The sequence below is a fragment of the Sphingopyxis sp. H073 genome (genome assembly GCF_001468395.1).
In the GTDB taxonomy this organism is placed as follows: Bacteria; Pseudomonadota; Alphaproteobacteria; order Sphingomonadales; family Sphingomonadaceae; genus Sphingopyxis.
The window spans coordinates 207,846-234,058 of the sequence record NZ_LNSG01000004.1 but is presented as its reverse complement, the minus strand read 5'-3'; the positions used below and the strand labels follow the sequence as shown (position 1 = coordinate 234,058).

Annotated in this window: 28 protein-coding genes; 21 read left to right on the top strand and 7 right to left on the bottom strand. The window is 64.0% G+C overall.

All coding sequences use genetic code 11. The features are described 5' to 3' along the window. Positions 1–168: 168 nt before the first annotated feature. On the top strand, positions 169–2,316 hold the full coding sequence (locus ATE64_RS09145; RefSeq protein WP_208598043.1) for a TonB-dependent receptor: 2,148 nt from the start codon (positions 169–171) through the stop codon (positions 2,314–2,316). Positions 2,317–2,480: 164 nt separating this feature from the next. Here the strand turns inward: ATE64_RS09145 and ATE64_RS09140 are convergent, their stop codons facing one another. Then, entirely contained in the window at positions 2,481–3,446 is a 966-nt protein-coding gene (locus ATE64_RS09140) for a LysR family transcriptional regulator (protein WP_217352622.1), read from the bottom strand. Between the two features lie 116 nt (positions 3,447–3,562). On the opposite strand from ATE64_RS09140, the gene ATE64_RS09135 reads away from it, so the two are divergent. From ATE64_RS09135 to ATE64_RS09070, 14 genes are all read left to right on the top strand, one after another. Continuing rightward, positions 3,563–4,708, top strand: coding sequence for a CaiB/BaiF CoA-transferase family protein (locus tag ATE64_RS09135; RefSeq protein ID WP_041685272.1), 1,146 nt, complete (start codon positions 3,563–3,565; stop codon positions 4,706–4,708). 482 nt (positions 4,709–5,190) lie between these two features. Next, a complete protein-coding gene (locus tag ATE64_RS21130) occupies positions 5,191–5,517 on the top strand; it encodes a helix-turn-helix transcriptional regulator (RefSeq protein ID WP_017499963.1) in 327 nt (108 codons plus the stop codon). An 86-nt stretch (positions 5,518–5,603) separates the two neighbouring features. After that, positions 5,604–6,350, top strand: coding sequence for a LuxR family transcriptional regulator (locus ATE64_RS09125; protein WP_058454900.1), 747 nt, complete (start codon positions 5,604–5,606; stop codon positions 6,348–6,350). A 92-nt stretch (positions 6,351–6,442) separates the two neighbouring features. Continuing rightward, positions 6,443–7,057: an acyl-homoserine-lactone synthase gene (locus ATE64_RS09120; protein WP_058454899.1), complete on the top strand. Its 615-nt coding sequence runs from the start codon at positions 6,443–6,445 to the stop codon at positions 7,055–7,057. A 5-nt stretch (positions 7,058–7,062) separates the two neighbouring features. After that, the gene (locus ATE64_RS09115) at positions 7,063–7,944 is read left to right on the top strand and encodes a phytanoyl-CoA dioxygenase family protein (protein WP_082657685.1); all 882 of its coding nucleotides are present in this window, start codon (positions 7,063–7,065) and stop codon (positions 7,942–7,944) included. 30 nt (positions 7,945–7,974) lie between these two features. Next, on the top strand, positions 7,975–8,283 hold the full coding sequence (locus tag ATE64_RS09110) for a helix-turn-helix domain-containing protein (protein WP_082657684.1): 309 nt from the start codon (positions 7,975–7,977) through the stop codon (positions 8,281–8,283). Then, positions 8,276–8,797 (top strand): S26 family signal peptidase, encoded by a 522-nt coding sequence (locus tag ATE64_RS09105; protein ID WP_058454897.1) that lies wholly within the window; start codon positions 8,276–8,278, stop codon positions 8,795–8,797. The genes ATE64_RS09110 and ATE64_RS09105 overlap by 8 nt, the downstream gene beginning before the upstream one ends. After that, complete coding sequence (locus tag ATE64_RS09100) at positions 8,785–9,426, top strand: lytic transglycosylase domain-containing protein (protein ID WP_058454896.1); 642 nt, start codon at positions 8,785–8,787, stop codon at positions 9,424–9,426. The genes ATE64_RS09105 and ATE64_RS09100 overlap by 13 nt, the downstream gene beginning before the upstream one ends. A 69-nt stretch (positions 9,427–9,495) precedes the next feature. Then, positions 9,496–9,936: a hypothetical protein gene (locus tag ATE64_RS09095; RefSeq protein WP_137775485.1), complete on the top strand. Its 441-nt coding sequence runs from the start codon at positions 9,496–9,498 to the stop codon at positions 9,934–9,936. Between the two features lie 516 nt (positions 9,937–10,452). Then, entirely contained in the window at positions 10,453–11,430 is a 978-nt protein-coding gene (locus tag ATE64_RS09090; RefSeq protein ID WP_058454894.1) for a zincin-like metallopeptidase domain-containing protein, read from the top strand. Beyond that, complete coding sequence (locus ATE64_RS09085; protein WP_058454893.1) at positions 11,427–11,849, top strand: DUF2958 domain-containing protein; 423 nt, start codon at positions 11,427–11,429, stop codon at positions 11,847–11,849. Before ATE64_RS09090 ends, ATE64_RS09085 begins: the two co-directional genes overlap by 4 nt. Positions 11,850–11,934: 85 nt before the next feature. Further along, the gene (locus ATE64_RS09080) at positions 11,935–13,743 is read left to right on the top strand and encodes a ParB N-terminal domain-containing protein (protein WP_058454892.1); all 1,809 of its coding nucleotides are present in this window, start codon (positions 11,935–11,937) and stop codon (positions 13,741–13,743) included. 110 nt (positions 13,744–13,853) lie between these two features. Beyond that, positions 13,854–14,321: a hypothetical protein gene (locus ATE64_RS09075; RefSeq protein WP_017499952.1), complete on the top strand. Its 468-nt coding sequence runs from the start codon at positions 13,854–13,856 to the stop codon at positions 14,319–14,321. Further along, the gene (locus ATE64_RS09070) at positions 14,314–14,817 is read left to right on the top strand and encodes a hypothetical protein (protein ID WP_058454891.1); all 504 of its coding nucleotides are present in this window, start codon (positions 14,314–14,316) and stop codon (positions 14,815–14,817) included. The genes ATE64_RS09075 and ATE64_RS09070 overlap by 8 nt, the downstream gene beginning before the upstream one ends. Before the next feature lie 53 nt (positions 14,818–14,870). Here the strand turns inward: ATE64_RS09070 and ATE64_RS09065 are convergent, their stop codons facing one another. Then, complete coding sequence (locus ATE64_RS09065; RefSeq protein ID WP_058454890.1) at positions 14,871–15,098, bottom strand: hypothetical protein; 228 nt, start codon at positions 15,096–15,098, stop codon at positions 14,871–14,873. A gap of 361 nt (positions 15,099–15,459) precedes the next feature. On the opposite strand from ATE64_RS09065, the gene ATE64_RS09060 reads away from it, so the two are divergent. From ATE64_RS09060 to ATE64_RS09040, 5 genes are all read left to right on the top strand, one after another. Continuing rightward, complete coding sequence (locus tag ATE64_RS09060) at positions 15,460–15,780, top strand: DUF736 family protein (protein ID WP_058454889.1); 321 nt, start codon at positions 15,460–15,462, stop codon at positions 15,778–15,780. Between the two features lie 332 nt (positions 15,781–16,112). Then, entirely contained in the window at positions 16,113–16,274 is a 162-nt protein-coding gene (locus ATE64_RS21990; RefSeq protein WP_167541760.1) for a hypothetical protein, read from the top strand. Positions 16,275–16,620: 346 nt separating this feature from the next. Continuing rightward, on the top strand, positions 16,621–18,585 hold the full coding sequence (gene rlxS, locus ATE64_RS09055) for a relaxase/mobilization nuclease RlxS (protein ID WP_058454888.1): 1,965 nt from the start codon (positions 16,621–16,623) through the stop codon (positions 18,583–18,585). 248 nt (positions 18,586–18,833) lie between these two features. Next, complete coding sequence (locus ATE64_RS09045; protein WP_017499945.1) at positions 18,834–20,012, top strand: nucleoside triphosphate pyrophosphohydrolase family protein; 1,179 nt, start codon at positions 18,834–18,836, stop codon at positions 20,010–20,012. Next, positions 20,009–20,713, top strand: a complete 705-nt coding sequence (locus tag ATE64_RS09040) for a uracil-DNA glycosylase (RefSeq protein ID WP_017499944.1) — start codon at positions 20,009–20,011, stop codon at positions 20,711–20,713. Before ATE64_RS09045 ends, ATE64_RS09040 begins: the two co-directional genes overlap by 4 nt. Here ATE64_RS09040 and ATE64_RS09035 read toward each other — a convergent pair. The 5 genes from ATE64_RS09035 to ATE64_RS09015 are packed head-to-tail and all read right to left on the bottom strand — an operon-like array spanning position 20,680 to position 23,841. Continuing rightward, positions 20,680–21,459 carry a hypothetical protein gene (locus ATE64_RS09035; RefSeq protein WP_058454887.1) on the bottom strand — a complete coding sequence of 260 codons (780 nt, stop codon included), beginning with the start codon at positions 21,457–21,459 and terminating at the stop codon, positions 20,680–20,682. The genes ATE64_RS09040 and ATE64_RS09035 overlap by 34 nt on opposite strands. Then, positions 21,431–22,111, bottom strand: coding sequence for a C1 family peptidase (locus ATE64_RS09030; protein WP_058454886.1), 681 nt, complete (start codon positions 22,109–22,111; stop codon positions 21,431–21,433). Before ATE64_RS09030 ends, ATE64_RS09035 begins: the two co-directional genes overlap by 29 nt. Positions 22,112–22,117: 6 nt before the next feature. Continuing rightward, complete coding sequence (locus tag ATE64_RS09025; protein ID WP_082657683.1) at positions 22,118–23,128, bottom strand: ImmA/IrrE family metallo-endopeptidase; 1,011 nt, start codon at positions 23,126–23,128, stop codon at positions 22,118–22,120. 3 nt (positions 23,129–23,131) lie between these two features. Further along, entirely contained in the window at positions 23,132–23,506 is a 375-nt protein-coding gene (locus ATE64_RS09020) for a helix-turn-helix transcriptional regulator (protein ID WP_017499940.1), read from the bottom strand. Next, positions 23,503–23,841, bottom strand: a complete 339-nt coding sequence (locus ATE64_RS09015; RefSeq protein ID WP_058454885.1) for a hypothetical protein — start codon at positions 23,839–23,841, stop codon at positions 23,503–23,505. Before ATE64_RS09015 ends, ATE64_RS09020 begins: the two co-directional genes overlap by 4 nt. A 342-nt stretch (positions 23,842–24,183) precedes the next feature. Between ATE64_RS09015 and ATE64_RS09010 the strand changes: the two genes are divergently transcribed. Further along, on the top strand, positions 24,184–26,211 hold the full coding sequence (locus ATE64_RS09010) for a conjugal transfer protein TraG (protein WP_058454967.1): 2,028 nt from the start codon (positions 24,184–24,186) through the stop codon (positions 26,209–26,211). Positions 26,212–26,213 lie beyond the last annotated feature (2 nt).

Below are 26,213 nucleotides of genomic sequence, written 5' to 3'. Positions count from 1 at the left end.
GAGCGGCCGTCGGGCTGCCGATGGCGTCGTGCTGCCGCCAGATATCGATGAGCAGCAGGAATAGTTCTGCAGCGAATTGAATTGGACGACGGCCCTCAAATGCCGCCAAACGGCATGAACTACACAATATCTCCTGGGAAGAGAGGATCAGCCATGAGAGGATGTCTATTGGCTTCTGCCGCGTTGTTGTGCTCGGGAACAGCATTTGCCCAGGAAGCAACGCCCCAGGCGAACGACCAAACCGGGAGCGCCACGGAAGCGCTGGCTGAGGACATTGTCGTTACCGCCACCAAAAAGGGCTATGGCGAAAGCGTGCAGAAAGTACCGATGGCGGTCACGGCTTTTGGTGAAGCGCAGCTGGATGCCAAGTTCGTCCAGAATCTTCAAAGTCTGAGCTACGACGTTCCCAACGTCCAGCTCGAGGATGTGGGTACGGCACCGGGCTATGCCAATTTCACTATCCGGGGCCTCGGCATCAACAGCACGATCCCATCGATCGACCCCACCGTAGGCGTTTTCACTGACGGTATTTACCTCGGCATCAACGCTGGTGTCGTGCTGGACAACTTCGACCTTGAGGGGATCGAAGTTCTGCGTGGACCGCAAGGCTTGCTTTTCGGTCGCAACGTTACCGGCGGTGCCGTGGTTGTGCGGACCACGCGGCCCAGCTTCGATTTTGGAGCCAAAGCCAAGCTATCCATTGAAACGGGACTGAAAAAGACCGTAAGCGGCACGGTTACCGGACCTATCGTCGATGACGTTTTGGCTGCCAAATTGGCCGTCTACTACAGCGACGACAATGGCTGGTTTCGCAACCGCTTCGACAATCGCAGCTTCGGTAAATCACATGACCTTATCATTCGCCCGGCACTTTCGCTCAAGGGTGGCGACCGCTTCCGAATGGATCTCCGCTATGAGCATGGCGATGTCGAAAGCGATGGAGCCCCTGTCCAGAGTCACGCGCTGTTTCCCCGCGACAGCTTCAGGTTTTCGATCAATTTCCCAGGTTTCTATGATGCCAAATGGGACCAGGCGATCGTGGAAACCAACATCGATGTCGGTCTGGGCGAAGGCGTCTTCACCAACATCGCTGGCTATCGGAAATTCCGATCCTCCGCGGGCGCTGATATCGATGGAACACCACAGTCCTTCTTTCATGCCTTTTTCGAAATCGACCAGGATCAACTCAGCGACGAACTTCGTTATGCCGGAAGGTTCGGTGACGTCGAATTGACAACCGGTCTATACTATTTTTCCCAGGATCTTCGTTACGCCGAGCTGCGGAATCTTTTGGGCGGTGCTCGGATCGTTTCCGGTGGGGGTACGCAAGACCAGACAACATGGGGCATTTTTGCTTCGACCGACTGGCATTTCACCGATACGCTGACCTTGAATCTCGGCGCGCGGTATAGTTGGGAACGCAAAGCCGTTCGGGTCTCGGCCTTACGCGCAAATGGTTGCAATCTAGACACGCTGATCTGTGCAACCAATTTCGCCGACGCGGCAAAATGGCGAGGGTTTACGCCGAAAATCGGCCTTCAGTGGAAGCCGGATGACGACACGCAGATTTATGGCCTTTACACGCGCGGGTTCCGCAGCGGCGGATATAATTTGCGCAACACCGATCCCGCTGTGCCGCCGGGGCCATTCAATCAAGAGACCCAGGACAGTTTCGAACTCGGCGCCAAGAAGCAATTCGGGCGCCACCGGATCAACCTGGCGGCCTTCTACAATCGCATGAAGGACCTGCAGCGCGAGATCAACCTGCCCGGACCGCTTGGCGTCAGCCAGGTCATACGGAACACCGCCGACGCCACAATCAAAGGCGTCGAGGCCGAGGGGCAGTTTTTTCTTTTGTCCAACCTCGTGATTTCGGGTCAGCTCGGCTACGTGAATGGCCAGTATCGCAACGTCCAGTTCGACCTCAGCGGTGATGGCGTCATCAACGATGTGGATCGTGCGCTCAAATTGCCAAGGCTGTCGCCATGGACCTATGGCGTGGGGCTGACTTATGATCAGCAGCTTGGCGAATTGGGGACAGCAACGGCGCGTGTCAGCTTCACGCATCGCGACAAGGCGGCATTCACCGACAACAACGTCGGCTTCCTTCAGGGCGCCGATATGCTCGATGCGAGCCTCACATTGGCGACCGACAACAAGCACTGGCGCTTCTCCATCTATGGCCGAAACCTCCTGAATGAGGTGACGATTGGCGGCGATACACCTTTGCCGGCGGCCTTCGGGGGCACGGGTGCAAGCCTTTCACCGCTAAACAGGGGGCGCGTCATCGGCGGAGAAGTGGCGATTAGCTTCTAGGCCATTTTCGAGGCGAGTGGAATCACCCGCCAACTCGGAAAATGCCCAAGATCAATTTGCTAGAGCATTTCCTGCCGGAAAGCCGGTTCCCACTTCTGCGCGAAATGCTCTAGCTGATCGCGACGGATGCAGCGGATTTCCGATCGCACCCCGCCCCCTTGCCGTTAATCCGATGGTGCGGTGCGCCATGCCTGACGAACAAGGCTGACGAGCGCACGGCCAGCCGGTTTTACCTGCCAGCGGCTACGCACAGCATAACAAAGCGTCAATGGATCGAATAAACCGATTCCCTCCAAGGCCACGAAATTGGCGCGAAACCATGAGTTCTCGGTGAACTGTTTTGCAACCATCCCGATAGCATCGGATGTGGCAACGATCCGTCGAACCAATTGAAAATAGTCTGTCATGTGGATCCAGTCAGCGGGACGCTTACCGCTTTTTTCGTACATCTGCTGAATGATCGATGTGTAGGGTTCGGAAGATGAGGGCACTACGAATTCGAACTGGACCAGCGGCTCCTTGCTGGTCGGGTTTATCCCCAGAATGGGATGATTGTTCCGCACAAAAGGCAGTATTTCGATCGAGGCGACCCGCTCGCACTTGAATTCCGGCCAGCGTGCAAAGGCCGCTTCAAGTCCAAAGGCGACATCGATATCGCCGCGCGACAGGAGTCGCACGCCCCTTTCGCTGTTGCCCGAAACGACTTCGACGCGCACTGCCGGATGGCGCCGCAGCAAAGAAACCAGAGGTTGGGTGAGCAACCAGTCGATTGACCCTGGGAACAGTCCGATTCGAAGCGGGCCCGCATAGGCGTCGGCGCGGCGGGCTGTATCTCCGAGTAGTTCAGCTGCGTCGGCAAGCAAGCGCGCTGCGCGATCGATAAATTCGCGTCCCTCCTCTGTCGGCATCGCGCCCCGTGAGGTCCGATGGAAAAGGGAATAGCCAAGATACCGTTCGAGTTCAGCGACACTCTTGGTCACCGCCGACTGCGTGACACCAACCGCATCCGCTGCCCTGGAGAAGGAACGAAGCTGACCAACCGCGACGGCATGCTTGAGGCGAGAATCGAGCATGGACATGCCCCACAGGAATAATTGCTCCAGAGAATGAATTAGGCGAATCAAGGTCATTTTGCCAATCTTACTTTCGACACTGCCGCCCAGCACGACTGCAACCCGTCTCGAAATCTGGAGCGGCGAAACGGCCTGGATCAAAGCGCCAAGGTCTCAGACGCAGGTATGCCTGAATGACGAAAACTGGTCCGCTTGCAGGCCTCAAAATACTCGAAATTGCGGGCATCGGCCCGGCGCCGTTTTGCGGAATGCTGTTGGCCGACCTTGGCGCCGATGTCGTCGTCATTGAACGCGTAAGCCCTAACTCCGAAAATATCGATCTTGGCAGCGGCGCCATTGTGAACCGCGGGAAACGTGTAATTGCCTTGGATCTGAAGTCCCCCGAAGGCGTCGCGCATGTCCTGGATCTCGTCCAAAGGGGCGATGTACTGATCGAAGGCATGCGGCCTGGGGTGATGGAGAGGCTCGGCCTTGGTCCCGAGGTTTGCCTAGCGCGTAACCCCCGCCTTGTATTCGGTCGCATGACGGGTTGGGGGCAGCAGGGACCTCTCGCCCAAGCGGCCGGCCATGACATCAACTATATCGCGCTGTCAGGAGCCCTTTGGTATGCTGGGCATCCTGGTGAACCGCCAATGGCGCCGCCAAGCCTGGTAGGCGATATTGGGGGTGGAGCGCTTTATTTGGCCATCGGCGTCCTCGCAGCGGCAATGCACGCCCGGGATACCGGGAATGGGCAAGTGGTTGACGCCGCGATCGTCGATGGGAGCGCTCACATGATGAACTTGCTCCTGAGCCTGAAGGCCGCCGGCCAGGTTGCCAGCATACGCGGCTGCAGCATCCTTGACGGCCCTCACTGGTACTCGACCTATCGGTGCGCCGACGGGAATTTCATCTCAGTCGGATCACTCGAGCCCAAGTTCTATGCGCTGCTTTGCAAAAAGCTGGGGTTGGCCGGCGATAGCAGTTTTGACGACGGCTATGATCGTGATGCCTGGCCCGAGCTCAAGCAGCGTTTTAGCGAGATATTCGCCATGCGGACACGGGAAGAATGGCGCGCACTGCTGGAAGGCAGCGATGCCTGCTTTGCCCCCGTGCTTGATCCGGACGAAGCGGCGCGCCATCCTCATATGGCAGCGCGAGGCGTCTATCGGGAGATCGACAATATCCTCCAGGCAATGCCGGCGCCACGTTTTTCGGGCTCGTCACTACCGATCCCCGGACCGATCCCGCTGCATCATGAAGATCCGAGTACAATTCGGCGGGGCTGGAGCAAACCGGACCGCTGCGGGATTACCGCCAGAACCGACTGTTGCGAGTAGTCGGTTGGCATGGTGGGCGGCCAGCGGCCCGACACGAACGGTGATTTCATAACTATGAACCAATGCGACGCTCCGCTTCGCTGCATTCAAATCAAAGGAGACAACGACACACAGGCACGTCAAACTATCCGATGATTCCTGTACGCCACGCCGGAACGGCGATTGCGGACGTGTCCACGGGACGTTGTTCGCATCGTGATTCGCTCGGCGCTTGAAATCAATGCTCGCCCCGGATGTGACGACGCCGATGGGATTTCCACTGCGGCGGCCACGGCCAATGTCCTGGCGTGAGGGCTTCGGTCATCGACCGATTCGACCGTCCGAATGCGGTCTTTTGGCGCGCCTGAGAATCCGCATCAGAGTTGAGTGCGCGTTGTTCGGGAATCTCATTTAAATATTTGTAAAAACGTAATAATATAGATAATAACTCCAACCTGTATCCAGTGTGGAGTAATGGTCGCAGGGCGTGAACTTACGCCCTTATGGATGCGTCGAAGTCCTTCAGTTTGAATCTCAGGAAATTGCGGCTTGCGATGCGCATCACGCAAGAAGCGCTCGCCCATGATGCGGGCACGAGCAGCTCTTATCTGAGTGCGATCGAAAATGGCCGGTCGAGCCCGACGCTGAAAGCAATGGAGCGGCTCGCGAAGGCACTCGGCGTCAATGCCGTCTATCTCTTGTCCGGCCGGATATCGATCTCGATCGTTTCGGACGACGAACTGGAAATCGGCGCGATACTGGCGCGCCCGGCGGTGACGCTCCGGCGCCATCCGCACAAGCCGACGGGGCGGCCGAGCAAGACCAAGTAAATCATCGGGGGCTGCACGCGCGTGGGCTGGAACCACGCGCCCGATAGACGCGCCCGCAACGCGCGCGTCGAAAGGAGTGCCCCTCGGTGCTGTTTCGCGACCTCGATGCCTATATTAAGCAGGCCAGGCGCGCGAACAGTGATCGCGAGCTGTTCAGTTGCAGCGAGGCCGCCGCACGCCAGCTCGGCCTCCCATGGCTCGCGATCGTCCAGAGCATGGCCTTCTTTCAGCCCGGTGGGCGATATTTCCGCATGGACAATTTCCAGAGCTGGGGCGACGTTTTCGTCGCCGAAGGCAATTACCGCGACGATCCCGCCTTGCTCGCGGCGCGCTCGACAAGCCGGGCGTTCGGCTGGCACGAAATGGAGCGACTGCTGGGCGGCTTCACGCGGCGGCAGGCGCGCATCGTGCGCGAAGCCGCGCGTCATGGCCTGCGCAACGGCCTCACCGTTCCGATTGGCGTCGCCGGCGAGCCGCCCGGATGCTGTACGTTCGCAACGCGCGACGGGCAATTGCCGCCATCGCATATCTGCCGGATCGCGACGCTGATGGCGAGCGAGGCTTTTACCGAGGCGCGGCGCTTGCACGGCTTTCCGGCGCGCCGCCTGGAATTGCCCCATCTCAGCCCAAAGCGGCTCGAATGCTTTCGCTTGGCGGCGATGGGCAAGAGCGACGTCGAGATCGGGATCATGATGCACATCGCGCCAACGACCGTGCGCACCTACATGCGCGACCTGCGCGAGCATTTTGGCATCTATTCCCGCGCGCAGCTCCCGGCGATCGCGCTCGCCTGCGGGATCGTCTGCATCGAGGAGATCGTCCCGCGCTTCTGAGTAGGATCGCCGCATCCTCAATATTGACGACTGTTTGAACTCCGCATCTCTGCTCCTTTTGCGACCGTTCACGTTGAACGGGAGCTACTGCTATGATCCATATTGTCCAAGGGTGCTCGCTTACCGATGCGCGCGCCGCCTCGATGTTCGAGGACCGCAAGACCCTGTTCGTCGATCTGCTGGGCTGGGATGTTCCGGTCGTCGGCGGCCGCTATGAAATCGACAGCTATGACGGCGACAAGGCGGTCTATCTGATCGCCACCGACGATGGCTGCATTCACCAGGGGTCGATGCGGCTGCTATCGACAGAGGGCGCGCATCTGCTCGCCGATCGTTTCGCGTCGCTCTGCGAGTGCGATGCGCCCCGGGGGGAGCAGGTTCGCGAGATTACGCGACTTTGCCTGCCGCAACGATTGGGCGCCCCCGGACGCCTGCGTGTCCGCAACCGGCTCATCTCGGCGATGGTCGATCATGCGCTCGGCAGCGGAATCACCATGCTAACCGGCGTCGTGACCGCTGCTTTTCGCGAGGAGGTTTTGGCGATGGGCTGGCGCGCAGCGCCGCTCGGCCCCGCGCGCCGCATCGATGGCGCGTTCCTTGGAGCGTTCCGCATCGAGATCTGCGCCGGTACGCCTGCGCTGCTGGCGTCGAACGGCATCTATGTGCCGGGTGCGATCACTCCCGATGCGGCGGCAAGAGCCGCGTGAAGGGAATGGCGATGCACGACCCCGCCCGCCTCGCCGCGATGCTGCTCGCCGACGGTTTTGTCATTGTCGATAACGCCGTGCCGACCGAGCTAATCACCGCGCTCGAAGCCGAACTCGCACCGCGCTTCGTCGCCACGCCCTTTTGCGAAGGCGGATTCTACGGAGCCCGCACCAAGCGCTTTGGCGCGTTGTTGCGGCGTTCACGGCATATCGCCGGCCTTGTGCTGCACCCGATCATCTGCGGTATCGCCGAAACGGTGCTCGGGGAATGGTGCGATCGTATCGTTCTCAACCTCACCCAGGCGATCGAAATCCATCCCGGCGCGCTCGCGCAGGTGCCGCACCGCGACCAGGATCTCTGGGGCGGCGTCAAGACCGGGATGCACTATCAGATCAACGTCATCTGGCCGATCGATCCGTTCACGCTGGAGAGTGGCGCGACGCTGGTCTGGCCGGGCAGCCATCACGATGCGGCATCGCAACCGGGCGATGCACGTCCGGTCGCCGCCGAAATGCCACCCGGCTCCGCGCTGCTGTTCCTCGGATCGATCCTGCATGGTGCCGGCGCTAACCAGTCCGATCATGTGCGCCGCGCGGTCATCACCTCCTATTGCCTCGGATGGCTGCGGACGTTCGAGAATCAGTATCTCGTCTACCCGCCCGCCATCGCTCGAGCGTTCGATCCCGATCTGGCCGCGCTCATCGGCTATGCCCAGCATCGCCCCAATCTCGGTAATGTCGAAGGCCAGTGCCCATCGGTGCTGCTTTACCGCGACGATATTGACGGCCTCCCGGCGATCGACGCGCTGCTTCCCGGTCAGGCGGACATGTTGGACGCCTACGTCGCGGATCAGGAAGCGGCGCGTGCGGGCCTGATCGGCGGGTAACGCGGGTTCGTCGGACTAGACGCTGCATCCATGACACACGATCCGAACGACAAAGCAGGCGGCGGCGCACGAACACCGACCGAGGTGGCGCCGCCCGCTGTGAACGGTGGAGCTGTATCTTCGACCGCGGAGCGCGCCCGGCGGGCACGCGAACATTGCCCGTTCCTGACAACCAAGCAGGCCGCGTTCCATCTCGGCCTCGCAGCGGACACGCTCAAGAAGATGCGCCGCGAGCGGCGCGGTCCGTGCTGCCGGAAACACGGCACCGTCTGGCGCTACCATATCGACGATATCGAGGCCTGGTCGCGCGCGAACATGCGGGATGGCGGAAATGGCTAGGCTGTTACCCTCCCGTCTGCCGGTTCGGGCCTCCGTGCTGATCAGTGTTGGCGTCGCCGCGCTGACGGCGACGATCGCGCTGCCCCCGACGCCGCGGCTGGTCTGGAACGTGTCGGCCAGCGCGCCGATCGGCCTCTATGCCGTTGGCGGCCGTCACGACATCGCGGCTGGCGACATGGTGCTGGCCCGCGTGCCCGACCGCTGGCGCCGGCTCGCCGCCGAGCGGCGCTACATTCCGATCAACGTCCCTTTGGTGAAGCGCGTCGCGGCCGTGCCCGGCGACCGCGTTTGCGCCCGTGGTCGCGATATCTCCGTAAATGGCCGCCCAGTCACTGATCGCCGCGAAGCTGACGGCCGCGGGCGGCCGATGCCGCGGTGGAGCGGATGTGTGACACTGAGAACCGGTGCGCTGTTCCTCCTGATGGACAGCCCGGATTCGTTCGACGGGCGTTATTTCGGACCGACATCGCGCGGCGACGTCATCGGCGAGGCGCGGCTGTTGTGGCTGGGCTGAGGGTCGCCATCACCGCCTTGGCGCTGCTAGCGGCGGCGCCGGCTGGCGCGCAGTCGGTCGTTCACTGGCGGCCTTATATCGAGGCAGCCTCGGCGCGTTTCGGCGTGCCGGTAGAATGGATCGAGCGCGTCATGCGCGCCGAGAGCGGCGGACGCACGATGCTGGACGGTCGCCCGATCACCAGCCACGCCGGCGCGATGGGGCTGATGCAGCTCATGCCCGGCACCTGGTCCGAAATGCGCGCGCGGCTCGGGCTCGGGTCCGATCCACATAGCCCGCGCGACAACATATTGGCGGGGACGCTCTATCTTCGCCTGATGTATGACCGCTTCGGCTATCCCGGTCTGTTCGCAGCCTATAATGCGGGACCGGCACGCTATGCCGAGCACGTGCGGACCGGCCGCGCGCTGCCCGGCGAGACCCGCGCCTATCTCGCGAGCGTCGCCGGAGTGCCCGTCAATTCCCAGTCGGCTGTCGCGGCCGCCAGTGCAACGCCGCGTACCGCCAATGCCATCTTCTTCGCGATCGGCGACCGGCCCCCTGCCGGCCGGAGCGAAGCCGGCGCGGCCACGCTGTTCGTCGTGCTACGCGCAGGGCCGCCCGAGACGGCTGCGCCAGGCCGTCCGTAGTGAGCACCGATCCGGGCTTCATGCGGATTCGTGTTTCTGCTATGTTCCGAGGCTATGGAGTTGGTCGTCATGCTGCTCGGTCTGATCCTTTCCGCCACCGGCATCGTCCTCTTCGCCTGGGCGATGTTCCGGCTCGCCGTCTTCGCGCTCCCGGTCGGGCTGGGTGCGGCCACCTTTCTGTGGGCGGCGGGTGGCGAGCTGGGGCTGTTGCTCGGCCTGCTTCTCGGCCTCGTCGTCGGCGTCGCGGCCTTGCTGATCGGACGCATGCTCATCGCGTCACGGTTGCCGGTTCCAGTTCGCGGGGCGGTCGCTTTTCTCTTCGCTGTGCCCGCCGGGATCGCCGGCCACAGCGTCGTCTCCGGCCTGATGCATCTCGGCGGCGCGCGGCCGACCGCGACCGGCATCGCCGCGGCGGTCGGCGCGATCATCATCGCCAGTGCCGCCATGATGAGCCTGTTGCCCGCGATGACCGCTCGCACCGGTTCGCACGGATCCCCGCTGCACGGTTGATCCGCGGCGGGTCAGTCGGCCGAGTGCTCGCCTCCGCGTCACCGTCGCGTAAGGCGACCATGGCGAGAGTGCGTCAAGACGGCAGGGTCTGACCTGACGCATCCGGGTTTTTGGGCGCCTCGCGCCTGCGGCGCGACCGCCGCTCTATTCCGCTAGGCTCACATCCGTTCGCCAAGCTCCACCGGGCCACGCTTCGCGCGTCCCGGCCAAAGGTGATGATCGGACTGGCGGGATGCCGGAGCCTTGCTCCGGCCTGTCGTCGCCGCGCCTGACCGGCGCGGCGGCGTTTTTCGTTGGGCCTTCCCCTCGTCGCACGGGTGGACGGCGCTCCCTTCTGGGCCCGGCCCGGCGTCCCGCAAGCCGGCCCTCGACTGCGCTCGGGCTCGGCTCCTCCATTGCATTGCGGCCCTGCGGGTGCGGACCGCCTTCTGGCCGCGCCCGGCAGGTCGCAGTTCGCCGCCCACCCCCGCTCCGGGGGAGGCCCTGGGGTTTTTGGGGCGGTGCAGGAGGATAGCCATGCGCCAGAGCGGCAAGCATCGCGCGCGCGGAGAAGCTGGCAGGAGCCAGCCCCCGGCAGAGCGCGCCAATCTTTACGACGAGGTGACGAACCGGATCGTTGCCGAACTTGAGGCGGGCCGCGTTCCTTGGGTCCAGCCTTGGGGCCGCCCCAATGGTCAAGGCTTCTCCGCCGCCCCCGGCCTTCCGCGCAATGCGCTCACCAGCCGCAATTACAGCGGCGTCAACGTGCTCATTCTCTGGGGCGCGGTTATCGAGTGCGGTTATCCTTCGCAATCGTGGCTGACCTTCCGCCAAGCCCTTGAAGCAGGCGGCAACGTCCGCAAGGGCGAGCGCGGGACCACCGTTGTCTATGCCGACCGCTTCACCCCCGAGGCCGAGAAGGAACGCGCACGCCTGACCGGCGACGAGGCCCGCGCCGTGCCCTTCCTCAAACGCTTCACCGTGTTCAACGTCGCGCAATGCGAAGGCTTGCGCCCCGGCCTTGCCGCCGGCCCCGCGCCGCTCCCCGAACGCCAGATCGTGCCCGTCGCCGAAGCGGTTATTGCCGCATCGGGCGTCGATTTCCGCATCGGCGGCAACCGTGCCTTCTATGTACCCGCGCATGATTATGTGCAGGTTCCGCCGCAACCCGCGTTCTTCGAGCAGATCAACTATTATCGCACCGCGCTGCACGAACTGACCCATTCGACCGGCCACGCCTCGCGCCTCGACCGCAAGATTCTCAACCCGTTCGGCAGCAAGGACTACGCCCGCGAGGAACTGGTCGCCGAAATGGGTAGCGCCTTCCTCTGCGCCGCGCTTGGCATCGAACCGACCGTGCGCCATGCCGATTATCTGGCATCATGGCTGGAGGTCTTGCGCGAGGACAATCGCGCCATCTTCTGCGCCGCGAGCGCGGCGAGCAAGGCCGCCGACTGGATAATGGCGCGCCATACCGAGGCCAGCGAAAGCGACGAGCGGAGGGCGGCGGCATGATCCTGCTGACCCCCGAACTGCGCTTCGCGCTGCGCGCGAACGACTTGGCCCGCTGCGCCGCCGCGCGCGATGGCGCGCCAGAACCCGATCCCGTTCCGCTGGTCAAATTCTTCAATCCCTTGGGCGCGGCAACATGGCTCGCGACCGAGCTTTACGATGATGACGACACGCTGTTCGGCCTTGCCGACTTGGGGTTCGGCTTTCCCGAACTCGGCACATTCAGCCTGTCCGAAATGGCGAGCGTCCGCTTGCCCTTCGGCCTGTTCATCGAGCGCGACGAGCATTTCGAACCGTTCGCCCCGCTCTCGACATGGGCCGAGACCGCGCGGCGGGCGGGCGCGATCATCTTCGCTGAAACCGAACTTCGCCGCGCGGCCGACAGCCGCAACGGCAAGGAGCTTCCGCCCCGAGGCGGGTGACGCGCGGCGCGTTTCGCCGCATCGAGTGCCGGTCCCGCCCATCCAGCAAGACAAACGGGACCGGCGCTCCAGAAGGAGCAGACCAATGAAACTCGACTTTATCGACCTTGGCAAGCTGTCCGTCAGCAAGGCCAATATGCGCTACGCGAAGAAGGCGCCGGACGTGTCCGACATCCTTCCGACCGTCCGCGCGCGCGGCGTTCTCGTGCCGCTGATCGTGCGACCGAATTGCGGTCCCGATGCGTTCGAGATCGTCGCGGGCGCGCGGCGCTTCACCGCCGCGCAGATCGTCGCGGGCGAAACCGGCAGCGCCGACCCCTTGCCGTGCGCCATTCTCGAGAACGGCGACGATGCCGCCGCCATCGAGGCGTCGCTGATCGAGAATATCGCGCGGCTCGCGCCCGACGAGGTGACACGCTGGGAAACCTTCACCCGGCTGGTCAAGGAAGGCCGCGACGAAGCGGATATTTCCGCGACGTTCGGCATCCCCGAGCTTGGCGTCAAACGCATCCTCGCGCTCGGCAATCTCTTGCCGCGCATCCGCGACCTCTACCGCAAGGAAGAGATCAACGCGGCGACCGTCCGGCACCTGACCTTGGCGAGCACGAGCCAGCAAAAGGCATGGCTGGCGCTGTTCAGCGACCCCGACGCCTATTGCCCGACCGGCCATCAGTTGAAGGACTGGCTGTTCGGCGGCGCGTCGATCAAGGTCGAACATGCCCTGTTCGACGTCGAGAGGCTCAAGCTCGCGATCATCGCCGACCTGTTCGGCGAGGATCGCTTTTTCGCCGACGCCGACGCCTTCTGGCGCGAGCAGGACGCGGCCATCGAGGATCGCCGCGAAGCCTATCTCGACGAGGGATGGAGCGATGTCGTGATCGTCCCGCGCGGCGAATACTTCCATCGCTACGAGTTTGTGAAGGCTCCCAAGCGCAAGGGGGCGCGCGTCTATATCGACGTGCGCGCGAGCGGCGAGGTGGACTTTTACGAGGGCTATGTCACGTCGAAGGAGGCCAAGCGGCTCGAACGCGGCGAGCCGATCGACACCGCTCCCAAGGTGCCGCGCCCCGAGGTGACGAGCACGATGCAGACCTATATCGACCTGCATCGCCACGCGGCCGTGCGCGCCGCGCTGACCCGTCACCCCAAGGTCGCGCTGCGCTTGATGGTGGCGCACGCCATCGTCGGTTCGCCGCTTTGGACCATCAAGCCCGAGCCGCAGACCGCGCGCAACGATTTGGTTGCCGAAAGCGTCGAAACCTGCCGCGCGGAAACCGACTTCGATACGAAGCGCCGCGCCGTATTGGACCTTCTCGGCTTCTCGCCCGAGGAACCGACCGTGGCCGGCGGCAACGGCGACGACTTCGGACTTGTCGGCGTGTTCCTCCGCTTGCTCGACGTGCCCGACCGCGCCGTCATGGACGTGGTGGTGATCGTCATGGGCGAAACGCTCGCCAGCGGCAGCGCCGCCGTCGAGGCGGTGGGCGGCGAGATCGGCGTCGATATGGCCCGCTACTGGCAGGCCGACGACGCCTTTTTCGAGTGTGTCCGCGACAAGGAGGTGCTGACCCGCATCGTCGCCGAGGTGGCGGGCGAACCTGTCGCCGCCGCCAATGCGAAGGAACCGGGCAAGGTCTTGAAGCGCATCGTCCGCGACCATCTGGACGGCACGAACGGACGGCCCAAGGTCGAGGGTTGGGTGCCGAAATGGATGGCGTTCCCGCCCGCTGCCTATACGGCGCGCGGCGGCGTCGGCACCGTCGCGGCTCATGCCAAGGTGCTCGCGGCGCGCCCCGACCGCGAGCCGGAACCGACCGGCCCCGGCGCGGTGATTGCGCTTCCGGCCCCTGCCAAGGCCGAGCCGCAGGAACAGCCCGAGCGCGAAGCCGCATGAAACTGGACGGGCGGCGGCGCACCCGCCGCCCGTTCCGCCCCCCATAAAATCGCCGCGCCGCTCGGCCGCAAGCGGCCCTCGCAGCGCGGATTTCAGACAGGAGACTTGTCATGGCCGACCGTGTTTCGGCATCCATCACCATCGGCGGGACGCTCCCCGCCAGCCAGCTTCCCGCCTTCGCCGAGGCCATCGCGAACGAAGGGCTGTCCACCGAATGGGACGGCGAACCCTTCGCGCTCGGCGATCTGCCCGAGGGCGAGCCCTTGGCGCTCATGGCGCACGAGGTCGCCTGGGGGCGGTTCGAGGGACTCGAAGCCTTCTGCATCGCGCATGGGCTTTTCTTCGCGCGCTGGTCGGGCGCCTATGCCTGCCAGTGGGGTGCGGAACGCACCGTGTTCACCGGCAGCGGCGAACCGCAAAGCTACGCTGCCGACGAGGACGACTATATCCTCATGGGGCGCTGCACCGCCGAGCGATTGGGCAGCTATGCGGCGATCATCGCGCATTTCGATGCGGCCGACTTCGCGGTGCCCCCGCTTGTCATCACGCCCGAACGGGAGGAGGCGAGCAATGGCTGACATCTGGATTCAGGGCAGCTTCGCCTTTCGCTGCACCGCCGCCGAGTGCGCGCTGATCGAGGAAGTCGCAAACGCTGGCTACGCGCTGGCGAATGACGACGCGCCCGATCCGCCGAGCGCGGCGCTGCTCGCAGCCTTTCCGCCGGACGATGCGAACGTGCCGTGGAGCGGGTTTCGCGAGGCGTTCAACGATCCCGAATTTCCCACCATCGGAGCCGATTTCATCGCGGAAACCTGCCCCGACGACCCAGCCGTGCGGATCGTGTGTTTCGCCAGCATGGACGATTTCGACGCCTATGCTATCGCCGTGGTCGTCCAGCGATGTTGCGCCGAAACGTTGTCCAAGGGGCCGATAGGCTTTGATTGGGCGATGACCTGTTCCAAGCCCCGCATCGGTGAATTCGGCAGCGGCTGGTGCGCGATTTTCGCAGACCGCATCGAGATCGAGGCGACCAACGAGCCGCTGGCGCGCGCGCTCGCGGGCGACGGCAACTAGCCCAAATCGCGCCGCACCGCGCGCTCGCGTGCCGAAAACCCCCGCCGCCTGACCTACCGGGCGGTGCGGCGGATCACCGTCCGGGTGCTTCCGCATAGCGTGCATTCGTCCTTCTGCCGCTCGAATCCGCGCGTGCCGCCGAGCGCGCGGGTGACGACATTGGCCTGTGCGGTAACCCACAGGTTGAGCCGGTCAGTCACGCAGGCATCGCACACCGCCGCGCCGTCCAGCCGCACGATCAGCCGTTCGATCTGCCCCGCAATCGTCGTTCCTTCGTTCATCGCCGTGAGGCTATAGCCGCCGCTTCGTGGCCGCGAAAGCAATCATGGCTTCCCGGAAGGACGCCGGACTGGGCTTCCTGTCCGCGCGCGCATCTCGTCCTTTCGTGTCTCACCACCCCGTCGCCGGCTCCTTGGGCGCATGACCTGGGACGGCCGCGCGCCCCGCGAAACCATCGCGCGGAACTGATTTCCCCGCGCCGCTTTGGCGGCGCTCCTCGCGGCCGCTTCGCTCCAAATCAGCCCCGCGCTTCCGGTCCTCCGCTTCGCTTCGGCCTGCGGTTCGCAGCGCGCTCAAGGGCCGTCCCTTCGGTCCGCCCATCGCCCGGCATCGGGTCGGGCGACTGTGTGAAGGAGACGAGAAATGCCCGCAATCGGTCATGTCCAGCGCCAGAACGACGGTTCGTTCCGGGGCGCCTTGAAGACGCTTTCGGTCAATGCCGAGATCGCCATCATCCCCAATCGCGGTAAGACCGGGGACCAGCCCGACTACCGCGTGCTGTCGAACGGCGTCGAACTGGGCGGCGGCTGGATCCGCACCGGCGAGGTGAGCCAGCGCGAATATGTCCGCCTCGCCATGTCAGCCCCCGAACTTGGCGGCCGCACCCTCTACGCCAATCTCGGCCGCGCCGCCGGGCAGGACGACGACGACGCGTTCGCTGTCATCTGGAACCCCGGCGACTGAGCCGGATCGCTCCCGCGCCGGTCACCCGGCGCGGGGCTTTCCTCATGCCTTGAGGGCTCGGCGTGGGCCTTTTCCTGCACCGGAACGCGCTTGCGGGCCTGCAGAGAGGAAGAAATCCGCTCAGCAAGCACCGAGTATCCGGCGGCGAACGGACCGCCTCAACCATCGACGGTTCCCCCAATTTTCACGCCACCTGCGTTCCGCTTCGCTCCACTCCGGCGACGAGAAAATCGGCTCCCCCGTCGCCCGCTTCGCGGCCGCTGCGCGGTGGTTGACCCGACCCGCTCCCCGCCGGGCGATGGCTCATCTTTCGCTTGTATCAGGAGGATGAGATGTCGGTTGAACAACAGATCGAGGAGCTTCGCGCGGAGCTTTCATGGTGCGATGACGCGGCAGAACGGCGGCAGATCGAAGCCGAATTAAGGGCCGCTGAGAAGAGGCTGAAGCGGTGCAATCGGGCGCTGCGTCAGGCCGAACAGGCAGGCTGGCAATAAGGCGATGCGCTGTTGAAGGGGCAGGTTCGCGGGAGTGGTGCCGCATGGCGCCGCTCCCCTTTTCTAATCGGGAAGGCGGGAAGGCAAAGCGGGCGTCTGGGGCGGCAGGTGGCAGTCGGGCTTGACGGCAAGATAGAGGCAAAATCTCGCGATTTTGTAAGTGTTTGTCTGCACATCGTTTTTTGAAGGCTTTTGCGAGACTCGCCCTTTGAGTGCGAGACAGGGTTGCCAGGAATGGCGGTTTTCTGGGCTTTTCCGATCCCAATCGCGAGACTCCTTGCGCTCTGGCGAGGACGCGCCATTCTTATCGGCGGGGAGCGTCATTCCGGTATGGAAGGACGCCGCTATGCGCGATGATGAGTTCGAACCGCACCTGGGCCGGATGCGCTGCCGGGGCAAGGAGCAGCGCTACCTGAGCCGCGTCGTGAAAGCGGCAAAGCGCGCAGGGCTAAAAACCGGCAGGCGTGGCCGCTTCGACGGCAGCCGGATCGGACGTGGCGCGAGCGTTGCACGGGTGCTCAGATCGCGCGACCGATTGGGCGCGTTCCGGTCGCGCCGCGTGATCGTCAAGATACGGCCTGTTGGACTTGGCGGGAAAGGTATGGGCGGCGCGAAGGCGCACTTGCGTTATATCCAGCGCGATGGCGTGACCCGCGAGGGCGAGCCCGGCGCGCTCTATTCGGCCGACGAGGATGTCGCCGACGGCAAGGTGTTCCTCGAACGCTGCGACGGCGACCGCCGCCAGTTTCGATTCATCGTGTCGGCCGAGGACGCCGACCAATATCCGGACTTGAAGCCCTTTGTGCGCAGGCTGATGACGCAGATGGAGCAGGATCTCGGCACGAGGCTGGATTGGGTGGCAGTCGACCATTTCAATACCGGCCATCCGCACACGCATATCGTTGTGCGCGGCGTGAATGACCGGGGCGAAAATCTGCTGATCGCGCGCGAATATATTTCGCACGGGGCCAGGCAACGCGCGATCGAGATCGCCAACCTCGACCTCGGGCCGCGCACCGACCTTGAAATCGAGGAGCGGCTTCGCAGCGATACTGGCGTGGAGCGGCTGACCGCGATCGACCGACGGCTGATCCGCGACATGGATAGTATGCGCCTGGTCAGCGCGAGCGACAGCGACCCGTTTCACCAATCGGTTCGCGTCGGCCGCTTGCAGAAACTTGGGCGCATGGGACTCGCCTCGCATATCGGCAGCGACACCTGGCGGCTCGAGCCCGACCTCGCGAACACACTGCGCCGGATCGGGGAGCGTGGCGATATCATCCGTACCATGCAGCGCGAGCTGACCGCGCGGAAGCTCGACTGTGCCGCGGCCGATCGCGTCATCTATGATCCGACGGCGCAGGAAGCCGCGCCGATTATCGGCCGCGTTATCATGCGGGGATTGGCGGACGAGCATGAAGACCGCCATTATCTGCTAATCGACGGCATCGACGGGCGCACGCACTATGCCGAGATCGGCGAGGGCGAGATGGTCGATCCGACCCCCGAAAACGCCATCGTCCGGATCGTGCCGCGTGAGGGCGGCGTTCGCCCGGTCGATCGCACGATTGTCGAAGTCGCCGCCGCGAACGACGGACGCTACACGATCGACGCGCATTTGCAGCAGGACCCGAGCGCCAGTGAAGGCTTCGCCGAAACCCATGTCCGCCGGCTGGAGGCGATGCGGAAGATCGCCCGCAATGTCGAACGCGATCCCGATGGAAGCTGGATCGTCACGCCCGATCATCTTGACAAGGTGGTTCGGTTCGAGGCGCGCCAACTCCACGACCGGCCCGTCGCCATCGAGGCGCTGTCGACCGTCCCGCTCGACAATCTGCCAGCGGCCGAGGCCGCGACCTGGCTCGATCGTGAGCTGGTTGCCGCCAGCCCAGCGCCGGTGCGCGATGCCGGGTTCGGCCGCGAGGTTCGTTCAGCGCAGGCGATGCGACGGCAATGGCTGATCACCGAACAGCTTGCAGACGAACAGGATGGGCAGACGGTCTATCGGCGAGGGATGCTCGCCGCGCTCCAGCGGCGAGAATTGCTGCGTGTCGCCCGCCAGCTCTCCGACAAGTTAGGCGTTCCGTTCGCCGAGGCCAGAGAGGGGGAGGCTGTTCAAGGCAGGCTCGTGCGCGCAGTCGAGATGACGAGTGGTCGCCATGCGCTCATCGAACGGTCGCGCGATTTCACGCTGGTGCCGTGGCGCTCTGTTCTCGATCGCCATGTCGGCAAATCGGTCTCGGGCATCATGCGCGACGGCGGGATCAACTGGACACTCGGGCGGCAGCGCAGCGGGCCGAGCGTCTCCTGATCCGGAGGATTCGGGCTTCCTATTTTCATGAAATTATGTTTTCATGGATTCATGAAAAATATCGCAGCGCAAACCGATGTCGGCGACGAGCATCTTCAGGTGCAGATTCCTGCCGTTACGAAACGCGATCTCGGTCAACGGTCGCTCGATTCCCGCGAGCCGATCCGGATGATCGTACTGCGGGCACTTGAAGCCTATGGCGTGAGCGTCCCCGCAGACGCGATATCGGATCGCCGGAAGGGCAGGCGATGAGCGAGGATTTCGAAGCTCTCACTGTTGCGGATTATGCGAAGCAGGCCGCGCGGACTGATCAACGCAGCGGTGGCCGCGCACTGGGCTTCTCGATGCTTGGCCTTTTCGGCGAAGTCGGCAGCTTGCTCAGTGAGGCCAAGAAAAAGCAGCGCGACGATGCCTCCTACCTGGGTTACGCTCACGCCGTCGCGGAAGAGCTTGGTGACGTCCTTTGGTATCTGGCGGCGATCGCACGGCGCAGCCGCATGGCGCTCAGCGACATCGCTGCCGCCGCGGCGACAAACGGCGGACAATGGCAGACGGGCGGCAACGAAACGCTCAGTTTCCATGCGCTGCAGCCGCAGCACATTCCGCTTGCCAAGGCACCGATGCCGCAGTTCGAGCATAGCCTGCTCGCGCTGGCAGGCGACGTTGGGCTGCTCATCAACGATTTCCAGGCGGGCGGTCTTGCGAAGGACCGCGAAGCACTCGCGGGCCGGCTGGTCGCGGTCATGCGCCGGTTGATCCAGGCGGCAAACGAATCCGGTGTTACCATCGAGGCTGCCGCCGTGAAGAATCTTCACAAGATCTTCGATCGCTGGCCGCGCGAGCGCATCTATCCGGCGCCGACCGATGCGGCGCTCGACCCAGAAGAGCAATTGCCGCGGCGGATGGCGATCGACGTCTATGAACGCACCGTTCGCGGGCAGACATTCGTGTATCAACGCTCAAGCGGTGTGTATGTCGGCGACCGGCTCACCGACAACGCGCTCGAACCCGACGACTATCGCTTCCACGATGTCTTTCACTACGCTTATGTCGCGGTGCTTGGCTGGTCGCCAGTGCTGCGTGCGCTGCTCCGTCTCAAGCGCAAGAGCGATCCGAAACTCGACGACGCCGAAGACGGTGCTCGGGCGATTCTCATCGAAGAGGGCATAACTTCCTGGATTTTCGGACAAGCGCAGCAACTCCGGTACTTTGAAAACGTGAAGCGCGGTGGCCTTCCGCTGGACATGCTGAAGCATGTCCGCCAGTTCGTCGCCGGCTACGAATCAGAACGCTGTCCGCTGTGGCTTTGGGAGGAAGCGATCCTCCAGGGCTATACGGCTTTCCGCTTCCTTCAGGAGCATCGGCGCGGCCGCGTCCTGATCGACTTCGCCAATCGCCGCCTGCGTATCAAGGAATTGCCGTCATGACCCCGAAATCCTTTGTGTCCACCCTGGCGGCGACCGAACTTCCCTCAGTGTTCAATCCCTGGCGCGATCGCTGCACGGTCCATGACCGCAGCGACGCCGCCGCCCGGCGCCGCGACAATCTCGAAATGCTGCTCACCGCGGCGCTTGATCATCGCGTCGAAACGATCTGGATCGCGCGTGATCTCGGCTATCGCGGGGGGCGGCGTACGGGCGTACCGCTGACCGACGAAATTCACCTCGGACATGCCGGTACGCTGATGGGCGGCATCGCATTCGAACGTGCGACGCAGGGACCCGCCGTGGCGGAGCGCACCGCGGCGATCGTCTGGCGTGTGCTAGAGCGGATCGGTCAGCCTGTCATGCTCTGGAACGTTTTCCCGTTCCATCCCCATGAAGCGGATGATCCGATGTCGAACCGATGCCACACGCGAAGCGAGCGCGAGGCGACCTGGCCGATATTGCAAGCCCTCGTGTCAATGATCCGGCCCCGCCAGATCGTCGCGATCGGGCGCGATGCTCACCTGGCGCTGGACGGTCTCGACATTCCGACCACCGCGGTCCGCCATCCGAGCTACGGCGGGCAGCGCGAGTTCATCGAGGGCATGTTCAGCCTGTACGGTGTCGCGGATGACAACGATGAGCCGCTAGAACTGCCGTTGGGCGCGCCTCACGCCGCAGCAAGGAGATGTGCGCTCGCCTGATCGCAGCGCTCAAAGAGTTGCTTAAGATCGCCGCGGTTCCAGTTGGCGGTGTCGACCGTGGCGTTGGTCGAGACGATCGTGAGCGGACCCAGCGCGACCCCGCCTTCCTTGGCGATGAATTCGAGCAGACGGCCGAGGCCGATCAGATTGCCGAGCAGTTTTTCGATATAGTAGTGATTGCGGTAGAGCGCGGTCATGCCGAGGCGACGATCGTCGCCCTTGCCGATCAGCTTGAGACTGGCAAAGCTCAGGCACTGACCGCCGTAGGGCGAGTCATTCACGTCGCGGGCGGGGTCGAAGATCAGCAGTTCGAATTTGTTGAGCGCTCGGACGTTCGGGTTGCGCAGGCGCTCGACGATGCCCCAGATTTGATTGATTGGCTGGCCGTCGGCGCGGGGCAATTCCATCATCCGTTCGAAATAATAGCCCGACCAAGCGCCCGACCTCCGGACCTTCGGCAGCACGTTGTCGCGAAACCGGTCGAAGAATTGCGGCGCGCCGTAGCGCCTGTACAGCGCTGCCGGAAAAATCGTGTTGGCGACCGTCTCGATGGGCTTCTTGCCATGGCCCGAAAGGAAGGCATCGACTTCCGCCACGACGGGATCGGCGAGTGTTGCGCGCGCAGTCGGCTCGGCCACGGAGATGACGACATTCTGCGCCTGGTGTCCGGTGGCGAGGTCGACGAGCCGGACCGCCTCGCGCCAGCCAGCAACGCAGTCAGGCTGCGGCGGTATGGGAAGATACATCGACTTCCTCCGTCAAATTTGCCGTGGCGAAAAGGCGCGGCGCTAGAAAGCGCTCAGTAAGCCAGGCGTGGCCTTCCAAGCCCCAACCTGGTCCCCAGCTGTTGCGGATGAGAATGGCCGGGATGCCGTCCACGGTTCCATGCCCGACCGCGACGACCGCGTGCCGTTGCGCTGGCTCGGGGAGTTCGTCGTTCGCCGGATCGACGACGCCATCACCGCGCGGCTGGAAGAAAGACCGTGACAGCATCGTCAGCATGAGCACCGGCGTGTCACGGTCCAGCGCGGCAAGGATGGATGACAGGTCGGTTCCATCCCTCTGTCCGTTGCGGCCATAGAGCGGGCCAACGGTCGCCGGCGGCGTCCACAGTCGATGATCGGCTGGAACCGCAGCCAGATACGGCCAGCCTTTCTCGTCGGGTTGGCCATCGAGCCGTAGCGCGTCCAGCATTGTGGATAGCAGTGCGCCGCTCGTCGGCGGTCTGCCCGCCCGTTTCTGCGCGGCATGAAAGGCGAATTCACACGACAGCGGTGCCCAGCCGTCGCGAAGCCCGGCGTGGGTGTCGCTCGCGGCGAATGCGAGGCATGTCGGCCGCGCGCCTTGATCGCGCGCAGGTCCGAACAGCGGCCGAAGGTCACGGACGATATCGATCATGGGGCGTCAGGCGGCCTCGAGCAGGTGCCGCCGTTCGGCGCGCGACAGGCCCGTCTGTTCCGGGCCGGTGAGGTCGAAATCGAGCGTCAGGCTGGTGAGGGCCGGCGCAGGCTGCCACGGCCGCCGCTCGTCGAGCGACATGCGGCCGCGCCGCGGCGCATCGGGCGCCGCGGTGACACGGCGGACAACGGGACCACCGATGCCATCGCCGTCGATTGCCTCACGCTCGTCGCGAACGACGGCGAAGCCGCTGGCGATCAGTTGGTCGAGATCCCAGAGATACCCACCGCCGCTATGTTCTTCGAGCCGCAGCACGAAAAGATCATTGCGACTGCCATCGATCCGCGAGCCGGCATCGCGCTCGGTCAGCAGCCAGACGTCGCCGCGATAGTTGTCGGGCCGATAGTCCTTGAGGAGATCGACCTTCAGGCTGCGCGGCTGCGTCCGGAGCAGGTCGGTCATCACCGATGGCGAAATCAGATTGTAGCGAACCAGGGTGCGGCACGTCGCCTCATAGCTGGCGCCGATCCGCAGCGAGAGCTGATAGACGACATTGGGGCGCCGGAAATGATCGATCTGCCATCCTTGTCGCGCGCTGTGCGCGAGCATCAGCCATTTCGGCATCATGAAGGCGATCGCAAAGGCGTCGGCTTCGGTTTCCTCGAAGTTGTTTCCCGGTTCGGGCGACATCGGCATCCGGCGCAGGATGCTCTCATCGTCGAGGCTCGGCTCGTGTCGCATCGAAAAATGCCCGAGTTCGTGCGCGGCCGTGAAGCGCTGGATGCTCATCGGTCGTTCCGTCGTGACGAGAACGCCAGGAGCAGGTGCGCTGAGATAGGCGCCGAGCAGGCCTTTCAGGGGACGAAGCAGCAAGGGTAGACCCACGGCATGGATCGCGCCGAAGACATCGACGCTGCCGCCTTGGGTCTCGATCAGTGCGCGCGTATCGAGTTCGCGATGCAGGCGGCCCGCTGCCATCGTACCAGCGCGAACCGCGCTCGCATAATCCGACGCCATCGATCAGCTCCGTTCGCCGCCAGACCGCGAGCGGAGATATTCGGCAAACCGGCTCAGCTCGGCCCGGTCCTCAGTCGACAAGGCCGCAACGCGTCGCGCCAGATGGGCGACATCGGCGGGAAGGCTCGCGGAGGCCTCGTCTTCGCCGGTAAAATAGGCCACCGACTGGCGGTAAAGACGGGCAAGCCGCGTCAGTTCGATCGCTTCAACGCGGCGCTGGCCATTCTCGATATCGGTAAGCGCGGTCCGGGGAATCTTGAGATAGGCAGCAACTTCTTCCTGCTTGAGGCCGAGATATTTCCGTGCTTCGCGCAGACGGTCGCCCAAGCGCCGCCGCTCCTGCTCGTCGCCTTCCTGGCGGAGTGCGAGATTGGTCATGGCTTCGACCCTTTCTTCTTAACCCAGACGCGTTCGATCTTAGGGAGGAGGTCGTCAATCGCCTTCTCGATCGAATTGTAGCCGCCGGTGCGGACGATGCTGTCGCGAAGCTCGATGTCGAGGACCTGCTCCACCGCGCAAAGCGTGTCGACCACGGACAAGGAGTCGAGTGGCACGGGCGCCTGGATGATCTTCGGGTTTTCCGGAGGTAGGGCAATTCCGCGCACCTGTGCCTCAGCCCTGGCCACTTGCAGCAGTTCGTCGACCAACGCCCTAATGGCGTCGGCTTTGGGAAACGCGGTTGCCGCGGGCTTCGGAGGAGCGATTGTCGCCATGCATGCCTCGCACGATTTCACTACATTAAATGCGATATAATGTCTGATAATCCGACACGCAAGCCCGAATTTGCAGCTCGGATTTTTGCAGGGTGTAGCGGGTCATCGGCGGTGCGGTGTGGTGGTCAGTGCCACCTCGAGGGACAACGGCAGGGCAGAATCATCAACTCGGGTCATAGCTCGATCAAAAGAACAGAGCTGGAATATTGAGTCAGTCGCCGACGAGTGATCTCCTTCGGTCACCCACCAGCCCCCAGCGGCTCCGTTCATTTCGGGCGGCGCATAGCCGAGTCTTGAAGCCGCGCCCCGACCGCATCCGGCGGTATGGGCGGGAGCTTCAACGTGACCCCGACCAAATTGCTCATCGGCCAGATCCTTGTCGTGTTCGCAATCGTGATCGCGGGCCTCTGGGCGGCGACCCAATGGGCGGCGGCGATGCTCGCCTACCAGCCCGAACTTGGTCCGGCCTGGTTCATGGCTGGAAGCACGCCGGTCTATCGTCCCTGGGCGCTCTTCCCCTGGTGGTATCACTACGATGCCTATGCGCCGCATGTTTTCGACAAGGCCGGCGCGCTCGCCGGCGCGAGCGGTTTCATCGGCTGCGGCGCGGCGATCGCAGGCTCGCTCTGGCGCGCGCGGCAGTCGCGCCAGGTCACCACTTATGGTTCCGCGCGCTGGGCCAAGCCGAACGAGATCGAGCGGGCAGGCCTTCATGGTGACGCCGGCGTGTTCCTGGGCCGCTCGCGTGGCCGTTATCTGCGCCATAACGGCCCCGAACATATCATGGCGTTCGCGCCGACCCGTTCGGGCAAGGGCGTCGGGCTGGTCATACCGACGTTGCTCGGCTGGACCGGCAGCACCGTCGTTCACGACATCAAGGGTGAAAACTGGCAGCTCACCGCCGGTTGGCGCGCGCGCTTCTCCCACGTCCTGCTGTTCAACCCGACCGATCCCGCTTCCGCCAAATACAACCCGCTGCTCGAAGTCCGGCGCGGCGAGCATGAGGTCCGCGACGTCCAGAACATCGCCGACATCCTGGTCGATCCCGAAGGCGCGCTCGAACGGCGCAACCATTGGGAGAAAACCAGCCACAGCCTGCTGGTCGGCGCGATCCTCCACGTTCTTTATGCCGAGCCGGAAAAGACGCTCGCGCGGGTAGCCACATTCCTGTCGGACCCCCAGCAGCCGTTCGTCACCACGCTCCGGCGGATGATGACCACCAATCATCTCGGCACGAAGGATGCGCCGATCGTGCATCCGGTCGTGGCGTCGGCGGCGCGCGAGGTGCTCAACAAGTCCGAGAACGAGCGCAGCGGCGTCCTCTCCACCGCCATGTCATTTCTCGGCCTCTATCGCGACCCGACCGTCGCCGAGGTCACGTCGCGCTGCGACTGGCGGATCGCGGATCTCGTCGAGGCGGGCCACCCCGTCTCGCTCTACCTCGTCATTCCGCCATCGGACATCAGCCGAACCAAGCCGCTGGTACGCTTGGTGCTCAACCAGATTGGTCGCCGCCTTACCGAGAAGCTGGATGCCGATCCTGCCAAGGCGGGCAAGCACAAGCTCCTGATGATGCTGGACGAGTTTCCGGCATTGGGGCGCCTCGACTTCTTCGAGACCAGCCTTGCGTTTCTTGCAGGCTATGGGGTTCGCGCCTTCCTGATCGCGCAGTCGCTCAATCAAATCGAGAAGGCATATGGCGAGCACAACTCCATTCTCGATAACTGCCATGTCCGTATTGCCTTCGCGACCAATGACGAACGCACGGCGCGGCGGATCTCGGACGCGCTCGGCATCGCCACCGAGCAGCGCGCGATGCGCAACTACGCCGGCCACAGGCTCGCGCTGTGGTTGGCCCATGTCATGGTCAGCCGGCAGGAGACGGCGCGGCCGCTCCTGACCACCGGCGAGGTGATGCAGCTCCCGCCCAAGGACGAACTGGTGCTCGTTTCCGGCATGGCGCCGATCCGCGCGAAGAAGCTGCGCTATTACGAGGATCGCAATTTCCGCGAGCGGATCGCGCCGCCGCCCCAGCTCGCGCCCGGAGACTATCCCGATCGCCCGCAGGGCCGCCCCGACGATTGGAGCGGGCTGGTCCGCGCGCCTGACAGCCGGCTTGGCAAGGCCGACGACGACGCGAAAGCCGATGAGGACGGCGGCTTGCAACAGCAGCGCCATCCCGGACTCGGCGAGGAACAGACCAAAAAGCCCGAACCGCCCAGGCAGCTCGATCTTCTCGGCCTCGACCGCGACGACACCGATCCCGTCGCCGAAAAGCACGCGATGGACCGCGCCGGCACCACCGGCACGCTGATCCGCGCCCATACCATCAACCAGGGTCGCGACAGCGACACACTGCCGAGCTTCTGACG

Excerpts from the sequence above, each read along its gene's own strand:
- ATE64_RS09025 (WP_082657683.1), bottom strand. The coding sequence starts at position 23,128 with ATGGCGTCGGATTATGCGAGCGCGGTTCGCGCTGGTACGATGGCAGCG.
- ATE64_RS09140 (WP_217352622.1), bottom strand. The coding sequence starts at position 3,446 with ATGACCTTGATTCGCCTAATTCATTCTCTGGAGCAATTATTCCTGTGG.
- ATE64_RS09120 (WP_058454899.1), top strand. The coding sequence starts at position 6,443 with ATGATCCATATTGTCCAAGGGTGCTCGCTTACCGATGCGCGCGCCGCC.
- ATE64_RS09060 (WP_058454889.1), top strand. The coding sequence starts at position 15,460 with ATGCCCGCAATCGGTCATGTCCAGCGCCAGAACGACGGTTCGTTCCGG.
- ATE64_RS09045 (WP_017499945.1), top strand. The coding sequence starts at position 18,834 with ATGAGCGAGGATTTCGAAGCTCTCACTGTTGCGGATTATGCGAAGCAG.
- ATE64_RS21990 (WP_167541760.1), top strand. The coding sequence starts at position 16,113 with ATGTCGGTTGAACAACAGATCGAGGAGCTTCGCGCGGAGCTTTCATGG.
- ATE64_RS09105 (WP_058454897.1), top strand. The coding sequence starts at position 8,276 with ATGGCTAGGCTGTTACCCTCCCGTCTGCCGGTTCGGGCCTCCGTGCTG.
- ATE64_RS09115 (WP_082657685.1), top strand. The coding sequence starts at position 7,063 with ATGGCGATGCACGACCCCGCCCGCCTCGCCGCGATGCTGCTCGCCGAC.
- ATE64_RS09080 (WP_058454892.1), top strand. The coding sequence starts at position 11,935 with ATGAAACTCGACTTTATCGACCTTGGCAAGCTGTCCGTCAGCAAGGCC.
- ATE64_RS21130 (WP_017499963.1), top strand. The coding sequence starts at position 5,191 with ATGGATGCGTCGAAGTCCTTCAGTTTGAATCTCAGGAAATTGCGGCTT.
- ATE64_RS09110 (WP_082657684.1), top strand. The coding sequence starts at position 7,975 with ATGACACACGATCCGAACGACAAAGCAGGCGGCGGCGCACGAACACCG.
- ATE64_RS09030 (WP_058454886.1), bottom strand. The coding sequence starts at position 22,111 with ATGATCGATATCGTCCGTGACCTTCGGCCGCTGTTCGGACCTGCGCGC.
- ATE64_RS09040 (WP_017499944.1), top strand. The coding sequence starts at position 20,009 with ATGACCCCGAAATCCTTTGTGTCCACCCTGGCGGCGACCGAACTTCCC.
- ATE64_RS09075 (WP_017499952.1), top strand. The coding sequence starts at position 13,854 with ATGGCCGACCGTGTTTCGGCATCCATCACCATCGGCGGGACGCTCCCC.
- ATE64_RS09065 (WP_058454890.1), bottom strand. The coding sequence starts at position 15,098 with ATGAACGAAGGAACGACGATTGCGGGGCAGATCGAACGGCTGATCGTG.
- ATE64_RS09070 (WP_058454891.1), top strand. The coding sequence starts at position 14,314 with ATGGCTGACATCTGGATTCAGGGCAGCTTCGCCTTTCGCTGCACCGCC.
- ATE64_RS09035 (WP_058454887.1), bottom strand. The coding sequence starts at position 21,459 with ATGTATCTTCCCATACCGCCGCAGCCTGACTGCGTTGCTGGCTGGCGC.
- ATE64_RS09085 (WP_058454893.1), top strand. The coding sequence starts at position 11,427 with ATGATCCTGCTGACCCCCGAACTGCGCTTCGCGCTGCGCGCGAACGAC.
- rlxS (WP_058454888.1), top strand. The coding sequence starts at position 16,621 with ATGCGCGATGATGAGTTCGAACCGCACCTGGGCCGGATGCGCTGCCGG.
- ATE64_RS09095 (WP_137775485.1), top strand. The coding sequence starts at position 9,496 with ATGCTGCTCGGTCTGATCCTTTCCGCCACCGGCATCGTCCTCTTCGCC.
- ATE64_RS09015 (WP_058454885.1), bottom strand. The coding sequence starts at position 23,841 with ATGGCGACAATCGCTCCTCCGAAGCCCGCGGCAACCGCGTTTCCCAAA.
- ATE64_RS09020 (WP_017499940.1), bottom strand. The coding sequence starts at position 23,506 with ATGACCAATCTCGCACTCCGCCAGGAAGGCGACGAGCAGGAGCGGCGG.
- ATE64_RS09135 (WP_041685272.1), top strand. The coding sequence starts at position 3,563 with ATGACGAAAACTGGTCCGCTTGCAGGCCTCAAAATACTCGAAATTGCG.
- ATE64_RS09090 (WP_058454894.1), top strand. The coding sequence starts at position 10,453 with ATGCGCCAGAGCGGCAAGCATCGCGCGCGCGGAGAAGCTGGCAGGAGC.